This window comes from Robbsia andropogonis (assembly GCF_000970345.1).
Lineage (GTDB): Bacteria > Pseudomonadota > Gammaproteobacteria > Burkholderiales > Burkholderiaceae > Robbsia > Robbsia andropogonis.
The window spans coordinates 69,698-90,139 of record NZ_LAQU01000006.1; the positions used below are offsets into that span (position 1 = coordinate 69,698).

Annotated in this window: 17 protein-coding genes and 1 pseudogene; all 18 read right to left on the reverse strand. The window is 62.5% G+C overall.

From position 1 onward, the window contains the following. Nucleotides 1–17 precede the first annotated feature (17 nt). The 18 genes and pseudogenes from WM40_RS07760 to leuC all read right to left on the reverse strand — a co-directional run bounded on the left by WM40_RS07760 (nucleotide 18) and on the right by leuC (nucleotide 20,371). Nucleotides 18–950: a glycine betaine ABC transporter substrate-binding protein gene (locus WM40_RS07760; RefSeq protein ID WP_236693426.1), complete on the reverse strand. Its 933-nt coding sequence runs from the start codon at nucleotides 948–950 to the stop codon at nucleotides 18–20. 8 nt (nucleotides 951–958) lie between these two features. Then, entirely contained in the window at nucleotides 959–1,855 is an 897-nt protein-coding gene (locus tag WM40_RS07765) for an ABC transporter permease (RefSeq protein WP_082102525.1), read from the reverse strand. Nucleotides 1,856–2,790: 935 nt separating this feature from the next. Continuing rightward, on the reverse strand, nucleotides 2,791–3,993 hold the full coding sequence (locus tag WM40_RS07775) for an O-succinylhomoserine sulfhydrylase (protein WP_024901364.1): 1,203 nt from the start codon (nucleotides 3,991–3,993) through the stop codon (nucleotides 2,791–2,793). A gap of 189 nt (nucleotides 3,994–4,182) precedes the next feature. After that, the gene (gene purF, locus WM40_RS07780) at nucleotides 4,183–5,766 is read right to left on the reverse strand and encodes an amidophosphoribosyltransferase (RefSeq protein WP_024901365.1); all 1,584 of its coding nucleotides are present in this window, start codon (nucleotides 5,764–5,766) and stop codon (nucleotides 4,183–4,185) included. Between the two features lie 378 nt (nucleotides 5,767–6,144). Then, nucleotides 6,145–6,639 carry a CvpA family protein gene (locus WM40_RS07785; RefSeq protein WP_046152660.1) on the reverse strand — a complete coding sequence of 165 codons (495 nt, stop codon included), beginning with the start codon at nucleotides 6,637–6,639 and terminating at the stop codon, nucleotides 6,145–6,147. Between the two features lie 299 nt (nucleotides 6,640–6,938). Further along, entirely contained in the window at nucleotides 6,939–7,886 is a 948-nt protein-coding gene (locus WM40_RS07790) for an SPOR domain-containing protein (RefSeq protein WP_046152613.1), read from the reverse strand. A gap of 71 nt (nucleotides 7,887–7,957) precedes the next feature. Next, complete coding sequence (folC, locus tag WM40_RS07795; RefSeq protein ID WP_082102508.1) at nucleotides 7,958–9,472, reverse strand: bifunctional tetrahydrofolate synthase/dihydrofolate synthase; 1,515 nt, start codon at nucleotides 9,470–9,472, stop codon at nucleotides 7,958–7,960. A gap of 40 nt (nucleotides 9,473–9,512) precedes the next feature. After that, nucleotides 9,513–10,397 (reverse strand): acetyl-CoA carboxylase, carboxyltransferase subunit beta, encoded by an 885-nt coding sequence (gene accD, locus WM40_RS07800; protein ID WP_024901368.1) that lies wholly within the window; start codon nucleotides 10,395–10,397, stop codon nucleotides 9,513–9,515. Nucleotides 10,398–10,417: 20 nt separating this feature from the next. Then, nucleotides 10,418–11,215 (reverse strand): tryptophan synthase subunit alpha, encoded by a 798-nt coding sequence (gene trpA, locus WM40_RS07805; RefSeq protein WP_036006662.1) that lies wholly within the window; start codon nucleotides 11,213–11,215, stop codon nucleotides 10,418–10,420. A 220-nt stretch (nucleotides 11,216–11,435) separates the two neighbouring features. Then, nucleotides 11,436–12,176, reverse strand: a pseudogene (locus tag WM40_RS07810) (DNA-methyltransferase); the annotation flags it as partial. A 113-nt stretch (nucleotides 12,177–12,289) separates the two neighbouring features. Then, nucleotides 12,290–13,483: a tryptophan synthase subunit beta gene (gene trpB / locus WM40_RS07815; protein WP_024901370.1), complete on the reverse strand. Its 1,194-nt coding sequence runs from the start codon at nucleotides 13,481–13,483 to the stop codon at nucleotides 12,290–12,292. Nucleotides 13,484–13,952: 469 nt separating this feature from the next. Then, on the reverse strand, nucleotides 13,953–14,663 hold the full coding sequence (locus WM40_RS07825; protein ID WP_024901372.1) for a phosphoribosylanthranilate isomerase: 711 nt from the start codon (nucleotides 14,661–14,663) through the stop codon (nucleotides 13,953–13,955). Further along, nucleotides 14,645–15,457, reverse strand: a complete 813-nt coding sequence (truA, locus tag WM40_RS07830; protein ID WP_162199052.1) for a tRNA pseudouridine(38-40) synthase TruA — start codon at nucleotides 15,455–15,457, stop codon at nucleotides 14,645–14,647. The genes WM40_RS07825 and truA overlap by 19 nt, the downstream gene beginning before the upstream one ends. Beyond that, nucleotides 15,454–15,870: a hypothetical protein gene (locus tag WM40_RS07835; protein WP_157685751.1), complete on the reverse strand. Its 417-nt coding sequence runs from the start codon at nucleotides 15,868–15,870 to the stop codon at nucleotides 15,454–15,456. Before WM40_RS07835 ends, truA begins: the two co-directional genes overlap by 4 nt. A gap of 109 nt (nucleotides 15,871–15,979) precedes the next feature. Further along, nucleotides 15,980–17,101: an aspartate-semialdehyde dehydrogenase gene (gene asd / locus WM40_RS07840; RefSeq protein ID WP_024901375.1), complete on the reverse strand. Its 1,122-nt coding sequence runs from the start codon at nucleotides 17,099–17,101 to the stop codon at nucleotides 15,980–15,982. Between the two features lie 35 nt (nucleotides 17,102–17,136). Continuing rightward, complete coding sequence (gene leuB / locus WM40_RS07845) at nucleotides 17,137–18,210, reverse strand: 3-isopropylmalate dehydrogenase (protein WP_024901376.1); 1,074 nt, start codon at nucleotides 18,208–18,210, stop codon at nucleotides 17,137–17,139. 75 nt (nucleotides 18,211–18,285) lie between these two features. Further along, nucleotides 18,286–18,936 carry a 3-isopropylmalate dehydratase small subunit gene (leuD, locus tag WM40_RS07850; protein WP_024901377.1) on the reverse strand — a complete coding sequence of 217 codons (651 nt, stop codon included), beginning with the start codon at nucleotides 18,934–18,936 and terminating at the stop codon, nucleotides 18,286–18,288. 25 nt (nucleotides 18,937–18,961) lie between these two features. Next, nucleotides 18,962–20,371 carry a 3-isopropylmalate dehydratase large subunit gene (gene leuC / locus WM40_RS07855; protein WP_024901378.1) on the reverse strand — a complete coding sequence of 470 codons (1,410 nt, stop codon included), beginning with the start codon at nucleotides 20,369–20,371 and terminating at the stop codon, nucleotides 18,962–18,964. Between the last annotated feature and the right edge of the window lie 71 nt (nucleotides 20,372–20,442).

The following is a 20,442-nucleotide window of genomic DNA, read 5'->3' on the forward strand; positions in this document are numbered from 1 at the left end:
AAGGTCCTCGCCACTTTTTATTGCGGCAGTAAGTGCTTGCTCACCAGAAAATCATGCGCGACCTTGGCAACCGGTATCTGATCGATATCCACCTGCTTGTTCAACGCCGTCATCGTTGGCGTATCCAGCACCGCCGCCAATGCATCCAATTGCTTCTCAAGCTGCGGATGCGCCTTCAGGACAGCTTCCCTGACGACCGGCGTCGCGCCGTAGACAGGAAAGTAGTGTTTGTCGTCCTGCAGTACGCGCAGATCGAAGCCGGCCACCCGGCCGTCCGTCGTGTAGACCACGCCCGCTTCCACTTGCTCGTTCTTCAATGCCGTGTAGACCAGACCCGGGTCCATCTGCTTCAGACTGCGACGCTTGAAAGGGATACCATACGCCGCCAGCATCGGCTTCAAACCATCGGAGCGGCCGGCAAACTCGGCGTCTGACGCGAACAGGTGTGTCTGTTTCGGCCGCGCCGCCATCCATGCCGCATACTCGGAAATCGTCTTGATCGATGGATCGCCATTCGCCGGCAAGGCGATGGCATAGGTGTTGTTGATACCAGACTGTTTCAGCCAGACGAGTCCCTTCTTGGCATCCAACGTCTTCACCCGCTCGTACGTCTGCTCCGGTGACAGCTTGTCCGTCACGTGGTTATAGAGAATCAACGAGGTACCTGTATATTCCCAGACCACATCGAGCTCACCATTTACCTGCGCCGAACGCATCAGTGTGCTTCCCAAGCCGTTCTTGAGGACCGCCTCGTAGCCGAGCGCATCCAGGTACTGCGCGGTCATCGTGGACAAGACCAGCTGCTCGGTGAAGTTCTTGCCGCCGACGACAATACGACCCTGATTGCCCTGCGCGAGCGCGACCGTGCTCGCGCAGGCCAGCCATCCCGTCAACATCGCGACGCACGCGACGATTCCCAGCTTCTTGAACCGCAATGTCATTGATTTCATCCGTGTACTCATGCCCCCGCCTGCTGCGACAAGCCACGGCGCTGCAAGATCGATCGCGCCATTCCCGCGACGATCGCATCCAGCGTCAACGCCAATACCGCCGTTGCAGCCGCACCCAATAAAAGTTGCGGCTGATTGTTCAAATAGATGCCGGGGAAGATCAGCGTGCCAAGACTGTCCGCGCCGATCAGGAACGCAAGCGGCGCACTGCCGACATTGACGGCAAGCGCCGTGCGTACGCCACCGAAGATCATCGGCAACGCATTCGGTAACTCGACCTGGAGCAGCGACTGCTGCTTTGTCATGCCGATACCTTTCGCCGACTCCCGTAGCGACGTCGGCACCTGACGCAGTCCCTCGTAGGTATTGCGCGTAATGGGGAGTACGGATGCGAGCCACAGGGCGACGATCGCAGGACCGTCGCCGATACCCAGTACGGCGAGTGAGAGCACGAGTACCGCCAGCGATGGAATCGTATTGCCGACATTGAAAATCTGCATCAGACGCTCCGCATGGCGTAGCACCGATGGACGACTCAGTGCGACGCCCGCCGGCACGCCGGTCGCAATCGCGGCAAGCATCGACCAGCCGACCAGTTGCAAGTGCGCACCCAAGTCGAACATCAACTCGCCACGGTACGTCACAAAGGTGGCGGGGCCGATCCACCAGACCAGCAGCACGGCGATGATCACGGCGGCACCCAGGCGGCGCAGCAATGGCGCGGAGGAAAAGCCGTCGCGACGATTGTCCGTCGTGCCAGCGGCATCGGCAGCCGACGTGTCCGCGGCCGGGCCATTCACGCGAGAACGGCCCAGGGACCGGGAATCGTTGGACCGGGTCGGACGACTGTCGCGCCTATCCGCAATGGACGATTGAGACTGGCTAGCGATGTGGTTTGTTGTCATCGTATTTTCCGTAGGCAACACCGGGCCGCGCACGTTTCAAAAACGCGTCGACAGCGGACCTGCCGCCGACAGCGAGCGAAGGCGCGTAACCGCCAACGCCCATAGCCCGAATGTGCGACATTGCAAGCACGGCGCCTGGCCGTGCGCGAAGACCCCGACATCACGTGACGTTATGCCACGCGATGTCGGCGCCGACCATACCGTATATCGCGATACGGCAGGCGAGGAACTGATGGATAGAATCGCAATGCGCGACTCAAGCATTATCTGTGCCGCCGAGCACCGAACTTCAAGACCCGGCCCGGCCACTGTGCTGCAATACCCGCATACACGTTAGCATGCGGCATCACGATGTCGCATGCCACCGATCAAGGCATGACATCAATAGCGAAGCCGCGGATACACAGCGTTGACGGTCCGTGGCACCCTCCATGAAGGGTCTGCAACAGACGTTATATAGGTTGATTACACATGCGCACGACGAATCATCTAATGCGTAAGACTAGATTCGACCGTGACGTTCTATTGACCACGTAAGACCAGAGCCCGTCGGCCAAGCCCTGTCGACAGCATTGCGGCAGACGAATACCTGGAACGGCCGCCCTCACGCAACCAGCATGACGGCACGGTATCGCGCGCAATTCACGTCTTCGAGCACCCCGGCGGCATTATCTATTAAGACGAAAACCCTATTGCGGCCGGTATTTTTAACGATTGTGAAGCAAAAGCATAGCAAATAACGACCCTTTTGTCCAGCCGCAGCGGTCTTGCCTCCCCTCTCGCACGAAAAGGGCTGAAATCCAGCATGATTATTTAATACGTATTACGAAATAAATAACACGTTATTCTCATGCTTCGCATTCCTTCATAATAATAAGAAAAATTTACCCCGATCCGCCACACACATAACGGACCGGGATCGTCTGTTGCCACGCTTATTTCGGCAGAGAATCCAGACCGCGCGCCAGATCGGCACGTATGTCGTCCGGGTTCTCCAGCCCCACCGCGACCCGCATCAGACCTTCCGTGATACCCGCGCTGGTCCGCGCCTCGGCACTGACACGACCGTGCGTCGTGCTGGCAGGATGCGTGATCGTGGTCCGGGTATCGCCCAGGTTCGCGGTGATCGAGCACACTTGCGTCGCGTCGATCACATGCCACGCATGCTTGCGCTGTACGTCAGGCGTCTCGCCGTCCACTTCGAACGAGAGCACCGCACCGCCGGTCGTCTGCTGACGCATCGCGAGCGCATGCTGCGGATGCGATGGCAAACCGGCGTAATGCACACGCCGCACGCGAGGATGACCCTCCAGCCATTGCGCAATCGCCAGCGCGTTGGCTGACTGCTGGCGCATCCGCAGATTCAACGTTTCCAGCCCGCGCAGCAGCACCCAGGCGTTGAACGCGGACAACGTCGGACCGGCGCTGCGCACGATCGGGAACACCTTGTCGGTCACGAAGGCATGCGAACCGACAATCGCGCCGCCAAGCACCCGGCCCTGGCCATCGATGTATTTCGTCGCGGAATGCACCACGACATCGGCACCCAGGGCGAGTGGCTGCTGCAATGCCGGCGAGCAGAAACAGTTATCGACCACTAGCATGAGCCCGGCCGCATGCGCGACTTCGGCGATGGCGGCAATATCGGACACTTCGCCTAACGGGTTCGACGGGGTTTCGAGAAAGAACAACTTCGTCTCGCCCGGACGCACCGCCTCGCGCCAGGCAGCGAGATCAGTGGCATCGACAAACGTGGTCGTCACGCCGAACTTGCTGATGATGCCGCTGAACAACTGCATCGTCGAACCGAAGATACTGCGCGAGCTGACGATATGGTCTCCTGCCTGCAATGCGGCCATCAGGATCGACAGGATCGCACTCATGCCGGAAGCGGTGGCGATACATGCCTCGGCCCCTTCCAACGCCGCGAGCCGTGTCTGGAACATCGACACGGTGGGGTTGGTCACGCGGGAATAGGTAAAACCGTCGTCGGCGTTCGCGAAGCGATGCGCGGCCTCTGCGGCGCTGCCGAAACAGAAACTCGACGACAGAAACATCGCCTCGCCGTGCTCGTTGTATTCACTACGCAGGGAGCCCGCACGCACTGCACGCGTGTCGAAATCCCATTGCGCCACCATCTCGTCCGACGGCACGCGTGCGCGACCGGGGAAATAGGGCGCTTCTGAAGCGTGAGAAGCCTGCTGTCCGGCACCATTGCCGGATGCGGAAGGAAGCGTCTTGTCGTCTGCCATGTTTTCCGATGTCCGTCCGTGGAAATGCGGCCTTGCGCAGGGCCACCAACAGCCCGCGCGCCGCCAACGTCCGGCTCAGTCGCCGGCCAGTTGCAGATGCAATTGCGAACGGCCCTGGCCGTCGTCATTACGCACCGTCGCATTGTGATCGCGGGAATAGCGACCCTCGGGGTCGTCGTTGTTGCGGTCCTGTTGCGCCGAAGGCGCCAGGCGGGCGCGCTCCAGTTCATCGAGATACTCCGGCGTGATATCGCCGGTGATATAGCATCCATCGAAACACGAGGCGTCGAAATTACGCAGCGCTGGATTGATATCCGCCACCGCTTGCTTCATGTCCTCGACGTCCTGATAAATCAGGCCATCGGCGCCGATCAATTGGGCCACTTCCTCATGCGTGCGGTCATGCGCAACCAGTTCACCGCGCGTTGGCATGTCGATACCGTAGACGTTCGGGAACTTCACGGGCGGTGCCGCCGATGCAAAGATCACCTTGTTCGCGCCGGCGTCGCGCGCCATCTGTACGATCTCGTGACTGGTGGTGCCGCGGACGATGGAATCGTCGACGATCAGTACGTTCTTGCCCTTGAACTCAACGCCCATCGCGTTCAGCTTCTGGCGTACGGACTTTTTCCGAACCGCCTGCCCCGGCATGATGAAGGTCCGGCCCACGTAGCGGTTCTTGAAGAAGCCTTCGCGGTACTCGACGCCCAGCTTATTGGCGACCTGCATCGCGGCCGGACGGCTCGAATCCGGAATCGGCATCACGACATCGATCAAGCCTGGCGGCAAGGTGCGCTTGATCTTGTCGGCAAGATAATCCCCCATGCGCAGACGTGCGTCATACACCGGCACGCCATCCAGCACCGAGTCCGGCCGTGCCAAATACACGTATTCGAAGATGCAGGGATTCAGGCTCGGGTTTTCCGCGCATTGCTGCGCGTGCAGTTGCCCGTCAAGATCGATGAAGACAGCCTCGCCCGGCGCAACGTCGCGCACAAACGTGAAACCGATGCCTTCCAGCGCCACGGACTCCGATGCCACCATCCATTCCACGCCGTCCGGACCATCGTTGCGGCCGAGGCATAACGGGCGGATACCATTCGGATCGCGGAACGCGAGCAGGCCAAAGCCTGCCACGAGCGCCACGATCGCATACGAACCACGCACGCGGCGATGCGTGCCGCTGACCGCGGTAAACAGCGCTTCCGGCTCCAGGGTGTAGCCATCGCTCGCCGTCTGCAACTCATGCGCGAACACGTTGAGCAACACTTCCGTATCGGAACTGGTATTGATATGACGACGGTCGATGCGATACAGCTCGTCCTTTAACTGCGTCGTGTTCGTCACATTGCCGTTGTGCGCGAGGATGATGCCGTACGGTGCATTCACGTAGAACGGCTGGGCTTCCTCCTCGCTGCTTGCCGAACCGGCCGTCGGGTAGCGCACTTGTCCGATCCCGGTCGTGCCCGGCAGGCTGCGCATGTTCCGCGTGCGGAACACGTCGCGTACCATGCCGTTGGCCTTGTGCATGTGAAACGTACGACCGTTGAGGGTGGCGATACCCGCGGCATCCTGACCGCGGTGCTGGAGCAGCAGCAAGCTGTCATAGATCAGCTGGTTGACCGGAGAATTCGACACTACGCCGACGATGCCGCACATGGCAGGAACCATCCATAAAATAAAAACCGACATACCGCATCCGCCGTGCACGCCGCCATCGGCGTCTCGTGGACGCCGCAACCGACGACACACCAGCGACTGTCCGATAACGACACTGCACGCCGGAATGCGGGACACATCCACTCAACCGGCCAGGGATGACGGGCACCGTTCTTCCGTCCCCCGTCGGTCGACTGCAACCTATTCGCGCTACCACCCACGCGCCACACGCTGGTGCGGCAGAGGCCGTAGCCGCGACTTTACCTTTTCGGCTCGAAAGCCCTGGCGCGCGCCACCATAGCATTGTCCGGCGGAGGACGCCGGTATCCGAACCATCGCGCGGCTCGCCCCAACCCGCGACGACGCCCGAAGGAACGCCTATCGCGACAACAAGGCCTGCATCTGCACCGGCAGATGCGGCGCCACCGAGGCCACCACCTGTGCGACATAAGGCCGCAGCATCGCATGTCGCCAAAACGCCGTCTTCGGCAATTCGGTGAACTTTGCCCCTGCAAATAACAGTACGACGATCACCACGCCGCGCGCCAAACCAAACATCAGACCCAGGCCGCGATCCACGGAACGCAATCCACCGATTTCCGTCAAGCGGCTCAATAGCGCGCTGCCCACGGTGCTGATCACCAGTACCGCGGCGGCAATCACAATGAACCCCACGACCCACTGCGTCAATGCCCCGCCCGGCCAATTCGCCGGCACATACACGGCCACTTGGTCGGCAAAACGTGCGGCAACGATTAACGCCACCACCCAGCCGACCAATGCGAACAGCTCGCCCACCAGACCGCGCCATGCACCACGCAGCGCCGATAACAGGATCACGGCGATGACAACGTAATCGAATGCCGTCAACACCGTGCCAGGCATGTCCGGCGCCGCCATGTCGGCACCATCGGCACGCACCACGGCCGACGACGCGTAGGCGGGCGCGGCCACCCCCGAGGCGCCGTCGGACGCCGCCTGCGCCGATGACGCCGGGCGCATCAGTCGGCCGGCCCACGCTTGCGCCGCGTTCAATGAGTGGGTTACCGCGCCGGACATGGCATGTGTCGCATCGTCACCGGCCGCTCGTGCCACCTTTCCGACGTCATGCGCCAGATCGTGTGCGTCGTCGACCGTGCGCGATGCCGCCGCCTGGGTGTCGGGCATTGTCGTCAGCGTCCGTTACCGGCATCAGCCGTCTGCGTCAGACCCGCAAGCCGTACTTTCTGTACGGCGGCCTGTGCCGTGGTCCGATCCGCAAAGGGACCGGCGCGCAATTGCACGCGCATCACGCCGTCGCTCCCTTTATCGGTGTTGACGAAGGCAGGCACGCCGATCCGTTTCAATTTCTTCACCCATTCCTGGGCACTCGCCGTGCTTTCGAAACTGCCCAATTGCACGACGTAGCGCGCACCTGGTGTCGCGGGCGTAGGCGGCAAGGCAGCCACACGGGTCGCAAGATCATTGTCCGCGGCCGTGGTGGCAGCGCCACCCGCCGCCGTCGCATGGCCACCTGCCCGGCCCTTCGCCGTGCCATTATCGGTGGCACCGGAGGCGCTGTTGAAGACTTCCGCGAAACGTTGCTGCCCGCTGCCGGCAGCCGACTGGCTCGTCGACGTGACCGCACCGGCCTTGTCCGTGCCGCTCGCCGTGGCGGCGGCATGACGCGTGCCGTCGGTCCCTGCGTCGGCTGCCGCTTTTGCGCCCGCCACCACATCCTGATGCACCGCATCGGCACCACTATCGATCGCCGCATGCGTGCGGACAGGCGGCGTGCCACCTTGACCTTGTTCCGGAATGTCGATGGCGATATCACCCGTCGCCGGTTTCGGCGTGGCGTCCAGCACCATCGGTAAAATGATCACGGCGGCGAGTACCAACGCGATGGCCCCAACCAGTCTGCGGCGCGCGCGCTGCTTCTCGGGCAAGGTCGGATCGAGCATCGCCTCCTGGCCCACCCCGCGCGCGCGGCGAGACCGGCTCGCGACCCGTTCGCTCTCGGCGCCGCCCACGTCGAGCCCTGGTTCCATCCGGCGTGATCGGCTGCCGGACGCACGACTGCGCCCTTCGGTTCGACCCGACGATCCTGCCCGCTTGCTGCCGAACGAAAAAATGCCCATAAAACCCGGTTGAATCCTCGATTCCGGCAATGCGCCGACGCCTTGCGCAGTGGCCGATACGCCCGCGCGCTTCAGTGCTGTTGCAGACGCCGATGTGCCAGTACACCCGCGACGGTCAGGAAAGACCCGAAGACGATAATTCTATCATTCTCCGTGACCCGGCTAGCGGCATCCTGATAGGCCAACGCGGGGGAGTGAAACGTCCGCACGGAACGCGCCTCGTCCGGCGTTGCTTTGACGCTACGCCCGATACCGCCCAGTGCCAGGCCACTCGCTGGCTGTCCAGCAGTCGCAGGCGCATCCGCGACCGTGTCCGGCGCGGTCGAACGCTGTGTTGCGGGGTTTTCGCCATCCATGCCGATCTGCTCGCGCACGATCGACGCCAGCGATTCCGCGCGCGCGGCGCGCGAAGTCGGCAGGTCGGTCAGGCACCAGTGGTCGATGTCGTTCTTGAGTGTCGCGACGATTTGCACGATGTCCTTGTCCTCCATCGCACCAAACACGGCATAGGTGAACGGGAAATAGCCCATGCTACCGAGGTTCTGCGCCAGCACCGCCGCGGCGTGCGGATTATGCGCGACATCGAGGATCACACTCGGACGACCCGGCAGGACCTGGAATCGACCGGGTAACTCGACGGTCGCCAACCCCATGCGCACATCCTGCGCCGTGACCGGAACCCGATCACGCAACGCCTCCAATGCGCCCAACGCCGCACAGGCGTTCAACAGCTGGTTCGCGCCACGCAGCGCCGGATAGGCCAATGCGCGATGACTGACCGAACGCCCCCGATACGACCACTGCTGCCGATCGCCCTCGATCGTCTGCAAGCGGAAATCCCGTCCGACCAGCCAGAGATCGGCGCCAAGTTGATCGCCATAGCGCAGCATGCTTTCCGGCGGCAGCGGATCGCCGATGATCGCCGGACGGCCGGCGCGGAAAATACCGGCCTTCTCCAGGCCGATCGCCTCGCGCGTGGTGCCCAGGAACTGAGTGTGGTCGATGTCGACACTGGTGATGACCGCGACATCCGCATCGATGATGTTCGTGCCATCCAGCCGGCCACCGAGGCCAACCTCCAAAATGACCGCATCCAGTCCGCGCGAGGCGAACAGATGCAGGATCGCCAACAAGGTGAATTCGAAATACGTCAGCGAAACCGGCTCGCGCAGACCGGCCCGCGCCTGCTCGACCGCCTGAAAGTGCGGCAGCAGTTCGGCATCGCTCGCTTGCTCGCCATTGATCCGCGCGCGTTCGTTGAACGTCAGCAGATGCGGCGAGGTGTGACAACCCACGCGATATCCGGCCGCCAGCAGGATCGCTTCCAGCATCGCGCAGGTCGAGCCCTTCCCGTTCGTCCCGCCAACCGTGATGACCGGACAGGCGAACCGCAGCCCCATCGCCTCACGCACGCAGCCGATCCGCCCCAGCCCCATGTCGATGCCTACCGGGTGCGCAGTTTCCAGCCAGCCTAGCCAGGCATCGAGCGTCGAGAAATCGCCTTGCGCGCCAGCAGGCACCACAGAGGCGGCGGCAACCGGCAAGGGCGCCGTGGGAGGAACAGGTGCGGTGGGATCGGACGTCATCGATTCGGAAGTGGGGTTTATCGCTTGTCGCGAAGCGGCGTCAGACGGGCGACGTCATGACCGGGTCCTGCATCGAGCGCCCCAGCAACGCGATCAAGCGCGCGATTTCGTCGCGCATCTTGCGGCGATCGACGATCATGTCGATGGCGCCCTTCTGCAACAGGAACTCGGCACGCTGGAAGCCTTCCGGCAGCTTCTCACGTACTGTCTGCTCGATCACGCGCGGGCCCGCAAAACCGATCAACGCCTTGGGTTCGGCGATGACGACATCGCCCAGGAAGGCGAAACTGGCGGACACGCCGCCCATCGTCGGATCCGTCAGTACCGAAATGAATGGCAGCTTCTTCTCCGACAACTGGGTCAGCATCGCCGTCGTCTTCGCCATTTGCATCAGCGACAGCAAGCTTTCCTGCATCCGGGCGCCGCCGGATGCGGTCACGCAGATGAACGGCACGTTCTGCTCAAGCGCATTCTGCGCGCCACGGGCAAAGCGCTCGCCCACGACGGAGCCCATCGAGCCCCCCATGAACGCAAATTCGAACGCGGCCACCACGACTGGCAGCGTATGAATCGCACCGCCCATCACGACCATCGCATCGGTTTCGCCGGTGTCGTCCATCGCATCCTTGATGCGATCCGGATACTTCTTGCTGTCCTTGAACTTCAACGCGTCGATCGGCACCACTTCATTGCCGATTTCGTAACGGCCTTCCGCGTCCAACAGCGAATCGAGCCGTGCCCGCGCGCCTATGCGCATGTGGTGCGTGCATTTCGGACAGACATAGAGGTTCGCATCAACGTCATTGCGATACAGCACGGCCTCGCAAGAGGGGCACTTGATCCACAGCCCTTCCGGGATACCCCGGCGCGCGGCGCGATTCGATTGTTGAATCTTCGGGGGCAGCAGTTTGTCGAGCCAGCTCATCAGGCGCTCCTATCAATCTCTCAAGCGTCGATCGCACGACGGATGTCGGCGATGAAACGGGTCAGCTCAGCGACGGCGTCGGTCGGCGCGGCCTGTTCGAGCAGCTGGACGATCCGGCTGCCGATCACGACCGCGTCCGAAACCTGCGCAACGGCACGCGCCGTCTCGGCATCGCGGATACCAAAACCAACACCCACCGGCACCGATACCCGCTCGCGAATGGTCGGCATTCTACCTGCGATCGCGGCCACGTCCAGATTTCCAGCCCCCGTGACGCCTTTCAACGACACGTAATAGACATAGCCGCTGGCGATCTTGCCCACCGCCTCGATGCGCTCGGTGGTCGACGTGGGGGCCAGCAAGAAAATGGGATCGAGACCGACCTCACGCAGTGTCGATGTGAATTCGCCCGCTTCCTCGGGCGTGTAATCCACCACCAGCACCCCGTCCACGCCTGCCTCGGCAGCCGCGCGGGCGAACGTCGCCAGCCCCATGCGCTCGATTGGATTCGCATAGCCCATCAGGACAACCGGTGTCTCGTCGTCGCGCCCCCGGAACGTGCGGACATTATCCAGCACGTCACGCAGACGCACGCCCCGGGCCAGCGCCCGCTCGGAGGAACGCTGGATCACCGGGCCGTCGGCCATCGGGTCCGAGAACGGTACGCCGAGTTCGATGACATCGGCGCCACCCTCGGCCAGCGCGTGCATGAATTCGACGGTCCGCGCGGGATCGGGGTCGCCCGCCGTCATGAACGGGATCAACCCCTTGCGACCGGCCGCGGTCAGCACCGCAAAACGTTTTTCAATACGAGACATGTGTATGGTTCTCTTCGGAAGGCGTGTCCGGCCCGTTGTTCACGCGCGCGACATGCGTTATATCCCGCTCCGTGGCATCGGCGGTCGTCGCGACTGCCGGCGCCGCGCCCTCATCGGTTTCAGTCATCAAGCCGTTGGTCGACACAGGGTCGCCTTGCGCGGCCATGACGCTCTGGCGCATCGGTGTCAGCATCACGTCGCTGTCCGGTGCATGTTGCACCGCGCGCAAGGCATGCAACCGTGCGCGCGCCACGTCGCAATATGCTGTATTGATCTCGTACCCCAGAAAATGCCGGTCTTGACGTGCACATGCGACCGCCGTGGTGCCACTGCCCATGAACGGGTCCAATACGGTCCCACCCGGTGGACAACTTGCCAGCACCATCCGCTCGATGATTTCGAGCGGCTTTTGCGTCGGATGCGCCACCCGCTCGGCATGTTGCCGATGCAGTCGCGACACCGACCAGACATCTTTGGGGTTATAGCCCATCTCCAACCATCGGCTACCGGCAAACTGCTTGCGCGTACGGGCCTTTTTCGTCGCCGCGTCATAGGGAATACGGACCGGGTCGAGGTCGAAATAATACTGCTTGCCCCGGACAAACAGGCCGATGTTGTCGTGTACCGAACTGAAACGCCGCGTTGAACCGCCCATGCTGGGAACACGCCGGTCCCAGATGATCTCATTGGCCATCGTCATCCGCCGCTTCAGGAAACTGAAGATTTCCGGCGCGAATTGCCAACTGCAGAAGATGTAGAGGGAGCCGGTAGGCTTGAGCAATGGGATGGTCCGTTCGAGCCAGTGCTCGGTCCATTCCAGATGCGCATCCGCGTCCAGCTTGTCCGAATCGTTGCCGTAGTCCTTGCCGAGCCCGTACGGCGGATCGGCGATCACCAGGTCGATCGACCCCGGTGCGATATTGTCTAGCGCCGTGCAGTAATCGAGATTCTCGATGACGATCGACGAACTCGGGCGCACCGGGGCAGGCGACACGGCGTCCGCAGCCAGGGCCGTGCCACCGGACTCGCCGGCGGCGCCGGTCCCGGCCGGCTTCAGGAAAAGCGACGTGCCCACTATAGGACCAAGCCCCCGCGTTCGGCCACCGTGTGCATGTCCTTGTCGCCCCTGCCTGACAAGTTGACGAGCAGCAGCTTGTCCTTCGGCAGCGCCGGTGCGATCTTCACCGCGTGCGCAATGGCATGACTCGACTCAAGCGCCGGAATAATGCCCTCGATGCGGCAGCAATCATGAAAGGCGCGTAGCGCTTCGTCATCGGTGATCGTCACGTACTTCGCGCGGCCCAGATCGTGCAACCAGGCGTGCTCGGGCCCCACGCCCGGATAGTCGAGGCCGGCCGAAACGGAATGGGTCTCGATGATCTGGCCATCGCCGTCCTGCAATAGATAGGTGCGATTGCCGTGCAACACGCCCGGCGTGCCGCCCGTGATCGAGGCAGAGTGACGCCCCGTGTCCAGTCCGTCACCGGCCGCTTCCACACCGATCAATTCGACGTCAGGGTGATCGATATATGGATAGAAGATCCCCATGGCATTCGAACCACCGCCGACACAGGCAATGACACTATGCGGCTGACGCCCGGTCATCTCCGGCATTTGCACCTTGCATTCGTCGCCGATCACGCGCTGGAAGTCGCGCACCATCATCGGATAGGGGTGCGGGCCCGCCACTGTGCCGATGATATAGAACGTATCTTCGATGTTGGAGACCCAATCCCGCATGGCCTCGTTCAACGCGTCCTTTAACGTGCGCGAGCCCGACTCCACCGGCACGACCGTCGCGCCCAGCAGCTTCATCCGATACACGTTGGCCGCCTGGCGCCGCACGTCCTCGGCACCCATGTAGACAACGCACTCCATGCCGAACCGCGCGGCAATGGTCGCCGTGGCCACGCCATGCTGCCCCGCCCCGGTTTCGGCAATGACGCGCGGCTTGCCCATCCGGCGCGCCAGCAAGGCTTGGCCGATCACGTTGTTGACCTTGTGCGCGCCGGTGTGGTTGAGGTCCTCACGCTTGAAAAAGAGCTGCGCGCCTCCCAGCTCACGGCTCCACCGCTGTGCGTGGTAGATCGGTGACGGCCGGCCGACGTAGTGCTTCAGTTCGTAGGCATATTCCGCAAGAAAGGCGGGGTCTTGGCGATACTTGTCGTACTGCTGCTTCAGCGCTTCAAGCGCATGCACCAGTGTTTCAGCGACAAAGGTGCCGCCATAAGTGCCGAAATGGCCATTGATATCGGGAAAATCGTACATTTTCTATCCTGTGGCACCGGCAAGCGCCGGACACCTCGAAGCAATTCGCTCTGGGTCGGACCGTCATGCGCTAGCGCGACGACGGTCAAGGAGACAAAGGCACCCGCCCGCCGTCGCGGTCGTAGCGGACGGGCGCGGGTGGCCGACGGTCAGCGCCGCTTGGCGCGCCCGATCCACCATCCAAATCGTCCCGATGCCCGCAATCTCTGAGAATGCATAGCCCGTCCAAGGAAATGCGTCATTCGTGCCCGGCCGCGCGTGTCGAAACCATCGCGGAGCGATAAGCCAGCCGTCATCAGCCTGCGTCCGATCGCGCCTTCGCCACCTGTCGGCACCGCTCATGCGCGGTCTTACGCCACAAGCGCGTCATTTTAGCAAATTGCCAAAAGGTTACCGCATTCGCGTCAGGAACAGACCATCCGACCAAGTGATTCGTCTCATGGGCCGACCCTTCCGCAACGCTTTTGTCTCAGCCATCGGCCGCACGTACCGCAGCAACGAACGCACGCATCCGTGCCGCCTCCTTGACACCCTTTACGGCAGCGGAACCCACCCCCTCTGTGCCACTCGACACGTCGACGGCAAACGGGCGAACCCGGCGCACCGCCGCCGCGACGTTCTCCGGATGCAGTCCCCCGCCCAGGACGGCCCGATGCCCGAGGGCCGGCGCAATCACCGACCAATCGAAAACATGGCCGCCCCCGCCATACCCGTCGACCAGCGCGTCGAGCATCAGCCCCCGTGCACCCGCATAGGACGCCGCGAGCGCATCAAGTTCGGCCGGGGACAACGTCGGTGCCACGCGTATCGCGCGGAGCCAGGGAAGCCCGGCAGCAGCAGCCAGATGCCGACACTGCTCCGGCGTTTCATCACCATGGAACTGCAGCAGTTGAATGCCTGTTTCCCGCGCCACGCACACCACGTCCGCTTCGTCGGCGTTGACGAAGAGCCCGACCGCCGTAATGAAAGGCGGCAGGCGACGGGTCAAGGCGGCAGCCTGGGTGACGCTGACCGCGCGCGGGCTTTTCGGGTAAAACACCATGCCGATGGCATCGACGCCCAACGCCACCGCCAGGTCGACGTCCTGCTCGCGGGTCATGCCGCAGAACTTGATGCGCGTTCGGTGCGCCGACGCATCCCGTGGGTCACCCGCCGTATTGTTCAATCCGGCCATCGCCATGCTCCCGGCCGCGCCGCCACACTCGGCGCAGGCATTTCGAATTCCGCAGGATAACCGACACGCGTCAGATACAGGCCATCGGGCATGAAAGTCGGCGCCGCGCATTGGCGATTACGCACCACGAGCAGTTCGTCGACCCATTCGGGGGCGTATCGACCGCGACCGATGGCCACCAGGCTGCCGACCAGATTGCGCACCATATGATGCAAGAAGGCGGAGGCGGTAAAGCGAAAGTGGATGAAATCACCGTGCTGGACGACGTCGGCCTGTTTCATCGTCTTGATCGGCGACTTGGCCTGGCATTCCGACGAACGGAAAGACGAAAAATCGTGCTCGCCCAGAAGCCGTGTCGCGGCGGCGCGCATGGCCGCCACATCCAGTGGCGTATGCACCCAGCCCACACGCCCGGCGAGCAATGTCGGTTTCACCGCATGCTGGAAAATCACGTAGTCATAGCTGCGTTCAAATGCCGAAAATCGCGCATTGAACGTCTCGGGAACGGGCTTGGCCCATTGGATGGCCACGCCCGGTGGCAGATGCGCGTTGACCCCTCGGACCCAGGAAAAATCACTGCGCCGGGCGGCCGAATCGAAGTGGATCACCTGATTCAGCGCATGCACGCCGGTATCGGTACGACCGGCCGTGGTTACCTTGACCGGCGCCTGTGTAAAGGTCGACAACGCGGCTTCCACGGCCCCCTGGACCGTTTCCCGATTCGGCTGCGACTGCCAACCATGAAACCGCGAACCGTCGTATTCGACGCCAGCCGCGATACGAACCAGAGCCGTATTCATCGCCGACGGTCCGGGCGCAGCGGGTCATGCGCGGGCTCGGCATCGCCAAGGTCCAGCGCATCGTCCAAATTGAGGTCCAAGGCAAGAATATCGGCGGGCAAGCCACGCGGCAAGGCGCGTGCCACTGGCTTTGCCTCGTTCCCCGCGCCCTGACCGCCCGGCGTGCGACCTGTGTCATCGGCCTCGAGCCCGTCCGTCTCGGTTTCGTCGATGGCATGATGGCGCGCCGACGGCCCGTGTGATGACGGTATCGTAGGTGCGGGAATGAGCGGGACGACTGCGGTTGGTACGGCCACCACCCCTGCCGCAGCCTCTTCAACGGCAGGCGCCGCGCCCTGTCCGACAGGCCGGTCCCGCTTCTGGGCACCGGAATAGCCGTCCGGCGTGTGTCGATGAACGGCAGCAGCCGTCATCAACCGTTCGCTGACCAAACGCTTGCGCGCCAACGCAGCGGCCGATTCTGGCGAGTCGTCCGATTTCGTCCGGCCCGCGCGACCCTTCCACCAACCGAAGCGAACCAGGTCAGGCCTCCAGCAGGATGCGCAGCATCCGACGCAGTGGCTCGGCGGCACCCCACAACAATTGGTCGCCTACCGTGAACGCCGACAGGTAGTCGTCGCCCATCGCCATTTTCTTAAGGCGCCCCACCGGTACATCGAGCGTTCCGGTCACCACGGCGGGCGACAGGTCGCGCATCGACGCCTCGCGGGTATTCGGCACCACCCGCACCCAATCGTTGGCTTGCGCCATCAGGCCCTCGATGTCCGACAAGGGCACATTCTTCTTCAGCTTGATCGTCAGTGCCTGCGAATGGCAGCGCATGGCGCCGATGCGTACACACAATCCGTCGACCGGGATCGAACCCGCCTGTCCGGCAATCTTGCCGAGAATCTTGTTGGTTTCGGCCGGCCCCTTCCATTCTTCCTTCGACTGGCCGTTCCCCAGATCCTTGTCGATCCAGGGGATCAATGATCCGGCCAGCGGCACGCCAAATTGCGCGATGGGCATGTCCGGACCATTCATCGTCTCGGCAACCTTGCGATCGATATCGAGGATCGCGGATGCCGGATCGGCGAGCGCCGGCGCGACGGCCTGCTGCAACGTCCCCATCTGCGACAGCAGTTCGCGCATGTTCTGCGCGCCCGCGCCGGACGCCGCCTGGTACGTCATGGCACTGATCCACTCGACCAGGTCATGCTGGAACAGGCCGCCGAGCGCCATCATCATCAGGCTGACGGTGCAGTTGCCGCCGATGTAGTCGCGAATGCCGTCCCGCAGCCCCTGGTCGATCACCGAACGGTTGACCGGATCCAGGATGATGATGGCATCTTCCTTCATCCGCAGCGTGGAGGCGGCGTCGATCCAATAGCCCTTCCACCCGGCTGCACGCAGCTTTGGATAGACCTCGGTCGTGTAATCGCCACCCTGGGACGTGATGATGATGTCGCAACGTTTCAGGTCGTCGATCGACGTCGCGTCTTTCAGGCGTGTCTCGTTCTTGGCGAACGTCGGCGCGGCACCGCCCGCATTGCTGGTGCTGAAAAACACCGGTTCGATCAGCGCGAAGTCGCCTTCCGTCTGCATCCGCTGCATCAGGACCGACCCCACCATTCCCCGCCAACCTACGAGACCTACCGTCTTCATCGCGTCACCCACTCGTCACAGTACCGCCGCACGCCCTATGCGCGCAGCGCCTTCACCACCGCGTCACCCATCTGCGCGGTACTTACCTTCTCCGTGCCAGCCGCCCAGATGTCGGCCGTGCGCAAGCCATCACGCAGCACCTGCTTGACCGCATCCTCGATGCGATCGGCCTGCTCGGCGAGACCCAGCGTGAAGCGCAGCATCATCGCCGCCGAGAGGATCGTCGCCAATGGATTGGCCACGCCCTTGCCCGCGATATCCGGCGCCGAACCGTGCGACGGCTCATATAAGCCCTTGTTGGCCTTGTCCAGCGACGCCGACGGCAGCATCCCAATCGATCCGGTCAGCATCGACGCCTGATCCGACAGAATGTCGCCAAACATATTGCCCGTCACCACCACATCAAAGGCCTTCGGCGCGCGCACCAGCTGCATTGCCGCGTTGTCTACGTACATGTGCGACAGTGCAACATCGGCATACTGCTTCGATACGTCGGTCATCACGTCGCGCCACAATTGCGACGTTTCCAGCACGTTCGACTTGTCGACACTGCACAGCTTCTTGTCACGCTTGGACGCCGCCTGGAACGCCACATGCGCGATCCGTTCGATTTCCGGCACGCTATAGCGCATGGTATCGAAGCCTTCGAGCGCGCCCGGGAACAGACCATCGCTCGCCTGGCGACGCCCTCGCGGCTGACCGAAATAGATGTCGCCATTCAATTCGCGAATGATCAGGATATCGAGGCCCGCAACCACTTCCGGTTTCAGCGTGGACGCACTCGCCAATTCCGGATACAAGATCGCTGGCCGGAAGTTCGCGAACAATTGCAGTTCCTTGCGCAAGCCGAGAATGGCTTGTTCGGGACGCAACGGACGGTCCAGCTTGTCGTATTTCCAATCTCCCACGGCGCCGAACAGAATCGCATCGGCAGCCTTCGCCAGGGACAGCGTGGCTTCCGGCAGCGGATGCCCGCTCGCCTCGTAGCCCGCACCGCCAACTGGTGCGCTTTCCAATTCGAAACGCTCATCGAGCGCGTTCAAAACCTTGGTCGCCTCGGCAATGATCTCCGGCCCGATGCCATCACCGGGCAATATCGCAATCTTCATCTCTATCTCTCTACGAAAAGCACGGCGCGGGCAAGACGGATCTCTGGCCGCCGCGGCACGCGGCGCGGCGGGTTCCTACAGTACGCGCTTGCCCAGCCAGGGTTGACGCAACAGGCGCTCCGCCTCGAACTTTCGGATCGCATCCGCGTGCTGCAACGTCAGACCGATATCGTCAAAGCCATTCAACATGCAATAACGGCGAAACGACGAGATCTCGAACGGATAGGCAACGCTGCCATCCTCTGTACGCACTTGCTGCGCGTCAAGATCGATCACCAGCTTGAATCCGACGAAAGCGGCCGTGTCCTGGAACAACCTATCCACCTGCTGTTCAGTCAGGACGACAGGCAACAGCCCGTTCTTGAACGAGTTGTTGAAGAAGATATCGGCGAAGCTCGGCGCGATCACCGCGCGAAAACCATATTGCGTCAAGGCCCACGGCGCGTGCTCACGCGAGCTACCGCAACCGAAGTTTTCGCGCGCCAGCAACACCGTTGCCCCTTTGTAACGCGATTGGTTCAGCGCGAAATCGGGATTCAACGGCCGCGTCGAGCAATCCTGCCCTGGCTCGCCATGATCGAGGTAACGCCACTCGTCAAACAAGTTCTGACCAAAACCGGTCCGCTTGATCGACTTCAGGAACTGCTTCGGGATGATCGCGTCGGTGTCCACGTTCGCACGATCGAGCGGCGCGACCAAGCCGCTATGGACGGTAAATTTTTCCATCTGTATTCGCTTCCCGCTGATCCAGTTAGGCCATCTTCCGCACGTCGACGAAGTGCCCTTCGATCGCAGCCGCGGCCGCCATGGCCGGGCTCAGCAAATGCGTCCGACCACCCGCGCCTTGCCGGCCTTCGAAATTCCGATTCGACGTGGACGCGCAACGCTCACCCTGTTCGAGCCGGTCCGCGTTCATTGCCAGACACATCGAACAACCGGGATCACGCCATTCGAAACCGGCATCGATGAACACGCGGTCCAACCCTTCACGCTCAGCCTGCGCCTTGACCAAGCCCGAGCCCGGGACGACCAAGGCCTGCCGCACCGTTGGCGCCACCTTGCGATTCAGCCGCTTCACGACATAAGCCGCGGCGCGCAGGTCTTCGATCCGCGCATTGGTGCAGGAACCGATAAAGACCTTGTCGATGTTGACCGACTCCATCGGCGTGTTAGGCGTCAAGCCCATGTACTTCAAAGCGCGCTCGACGGCATCGCGCTTGACCGGATCCTTGATCTGATCCGGATCCGGCACGCGACCGTCGATCGGCAAAACCATCTCCGGCGACGTGCCCCACGTTACTTGCGGCACGATATCGGCCGAGGACAACTCGACAACCCGATCAAACGTCGCATCGGCGTCCGATACCAGCGTGCGCCAGTAGCGCTCAGCCGATGGGAATTCCGCGTCAGTGGGTGCGAACGGGCGGCCGCGCACGTAATCGATCGTCGTATCGTCGACGGCGACCATGCCGGCACGCGCGCCCGCCTCGATGGCCATGTTACAGACCGTCATCCGGCCTTCCATCGACAGTGCACGGATCGTCGAGCCGCCGAATTCGATCGCATAGCCGGTACCACCGGCAGTGCCGATCTTGCCAATAATCGCGAGCACGACGTCCTTCGCGCTACACCCGCGCGGCAATGGACCCTCCACCCGCACCAGCATGTTCTTGCTCTTCTTCTGCAACAACGTCTGCGTGGCGAGCACGTGCTCGACCTCGGACGTGCCGATGCCGAACGCCAGCGCACCGAACGCGCCATGCGTGGACGTGTGCGAATCTCCGCAGACCACCGTCATGCCCGGCAACGTCGCACCTTGTTCCGGCCCGATGATGTGAACGATTCCCTGGCGCAGGTCATTCATCTTGAACTGCGTGATACCGCTCGCGTCGCAATTCGCATCTAGGGTATCGATCTGCAGTTTCGAAATCGGATCGGTGATGCCGTCCTTGCGCCCCAGCGTCGGCACGTTGTGATCCGACGTGGCGAGATTGGCACTCAAGCGCCATACCGGACGATTTGCCAGCTTTAGCCCTTCGAACGCCTGCGGACTCGTCACTTCGTGTAAAAGTTGACGGTCGATATACAGCGTCGCCGTTCCGTCCTCTTCTGTGCGAACTACATGCGCGTCCCACAGCTTGTCGTACAGAGTTTGAGCCATCTTGTTTCTATCTCGAAACTGCCGGCCGTCGCCGGCGCGGACACCCCGGCGTCCAAACCGCACGGGTAAAA

What these genes read in the sequence shown, in the direction of transcription:
- WM40_RS07760 (WP_236693426.1), bottom strand. Translation starts at nt 950, where the DNA reads ATGAAATCAATGACATTGCGGTTCAAGAAGCTGGGAATCGTCGCGTGC.
- WM40_RS07765 (WP_082102525.1), bottom strand. Translation starts at nt 1,855, where the DNA reads ATGACAACAAACCACATCGCTAGCCAGTCTCAATCGTCCATTGCGGAT.
- WM40_RS07775 (WP_024901364.1), bottom strand. Translation starts at nt 3,993, where the DNA reads ATGGTGGCGCAATGGGATTTCGACACGCGTGCAGTGCGTGCGGGCTCC.
- purF (WP_024901365.1), bottom strand. Translation starts at nt 5,766, where the DNA reads ATGTGCGGCATCGTCGGCGTAGTGTCGAATTCTCCGGTCAACCAGCTG.
- WM40_RS07790 (WP_046152613.1), bottom strand. Translation starts at nt 7,886, where the DNA reads ATGGGCATTTTTTCGTTCGGCAGCAAGCGGGCAGGATCGTCGGGTCGA.
- folC (WP_082102508.1), bottom strand. Translation starts at nt 9,472, where the DNA reads ATGACGTCCGATCCCACCGCACCTGTTCCTCCCACGGCGCCCTTGCCG.
- accD (WP_024901368.1), bottom strand. Translation starts at nt 10,397, where the DNA reads ATGAGCTGGCTCGACAAACTGCTGCCCCCGAAGATTCAACAATCGAAT.
- trpA (WP_036006662.1), bottom strand. Translation starts at nt 11,215, where the DNA reads ATGTCTCGTATTGAAAAACGTTTTGCGGTGCTGACCGCGGCCGGTCGC.
- trpB (WP_024901370.1), bottom strand. Translation starts at nt 13,483, where the DNA reads ATGTACGATTTTCCCGATATCAATGGCCATTTCGGCACTTATGGCGGC.
- WM40_RS07825 (WP_024901372.1), bottom strand. Translation starts at nt 14,663, where the DNA reads ATGGCGATGGCCGGATTGAACAATACGGCGGGTGACCCACGGGATGCG.
- truA (WP_162199052.1), bottom strand. Translation starts at nt 15,457, where the DNA reads ATGAATACGGCTCTGGTTCGTATCGCGGCTGGCGTCGAATACGACGGT.
- WM40_RS07835 (WP_157685751.1), bottom strand. Translation starts at nt 15,870, where the DNA reads ATGACGGCTGCTGCCGTTCATCGACACACGCCGGACGGCTATTCCGGT.
- asd (WP_024901375.1), bottom strand. Translation starts at nt 17,101, where the DNA reads ATGAAGACGGTAGGTCTCGTAGGTTGGCGGGGAATGGTGGGGTCGGTC.
- leuB (WP_024901376.1), bottom strand. Translation starts at nt 18,210, where the DNA reads ATGAAGATTGCGATATTGCCCGGTGATGGCATCGGGCCGGAGATCATT.
- leuD (WP_024901377.1), bottom strand. Translation starts at nt 18,936, where the DNA reads ATGGAAAAATTTACCGTCCATAGCGGCTTGGTCGCGCCGCTCGATCGT.
- leuC (WP_024901378.1), bottom strand. Translation starts at nt 20,371, where the DNA reads ATGGCTCAAACTCTGTACGACAAGCTGTGGGACGCGCATGTAGTTCGC.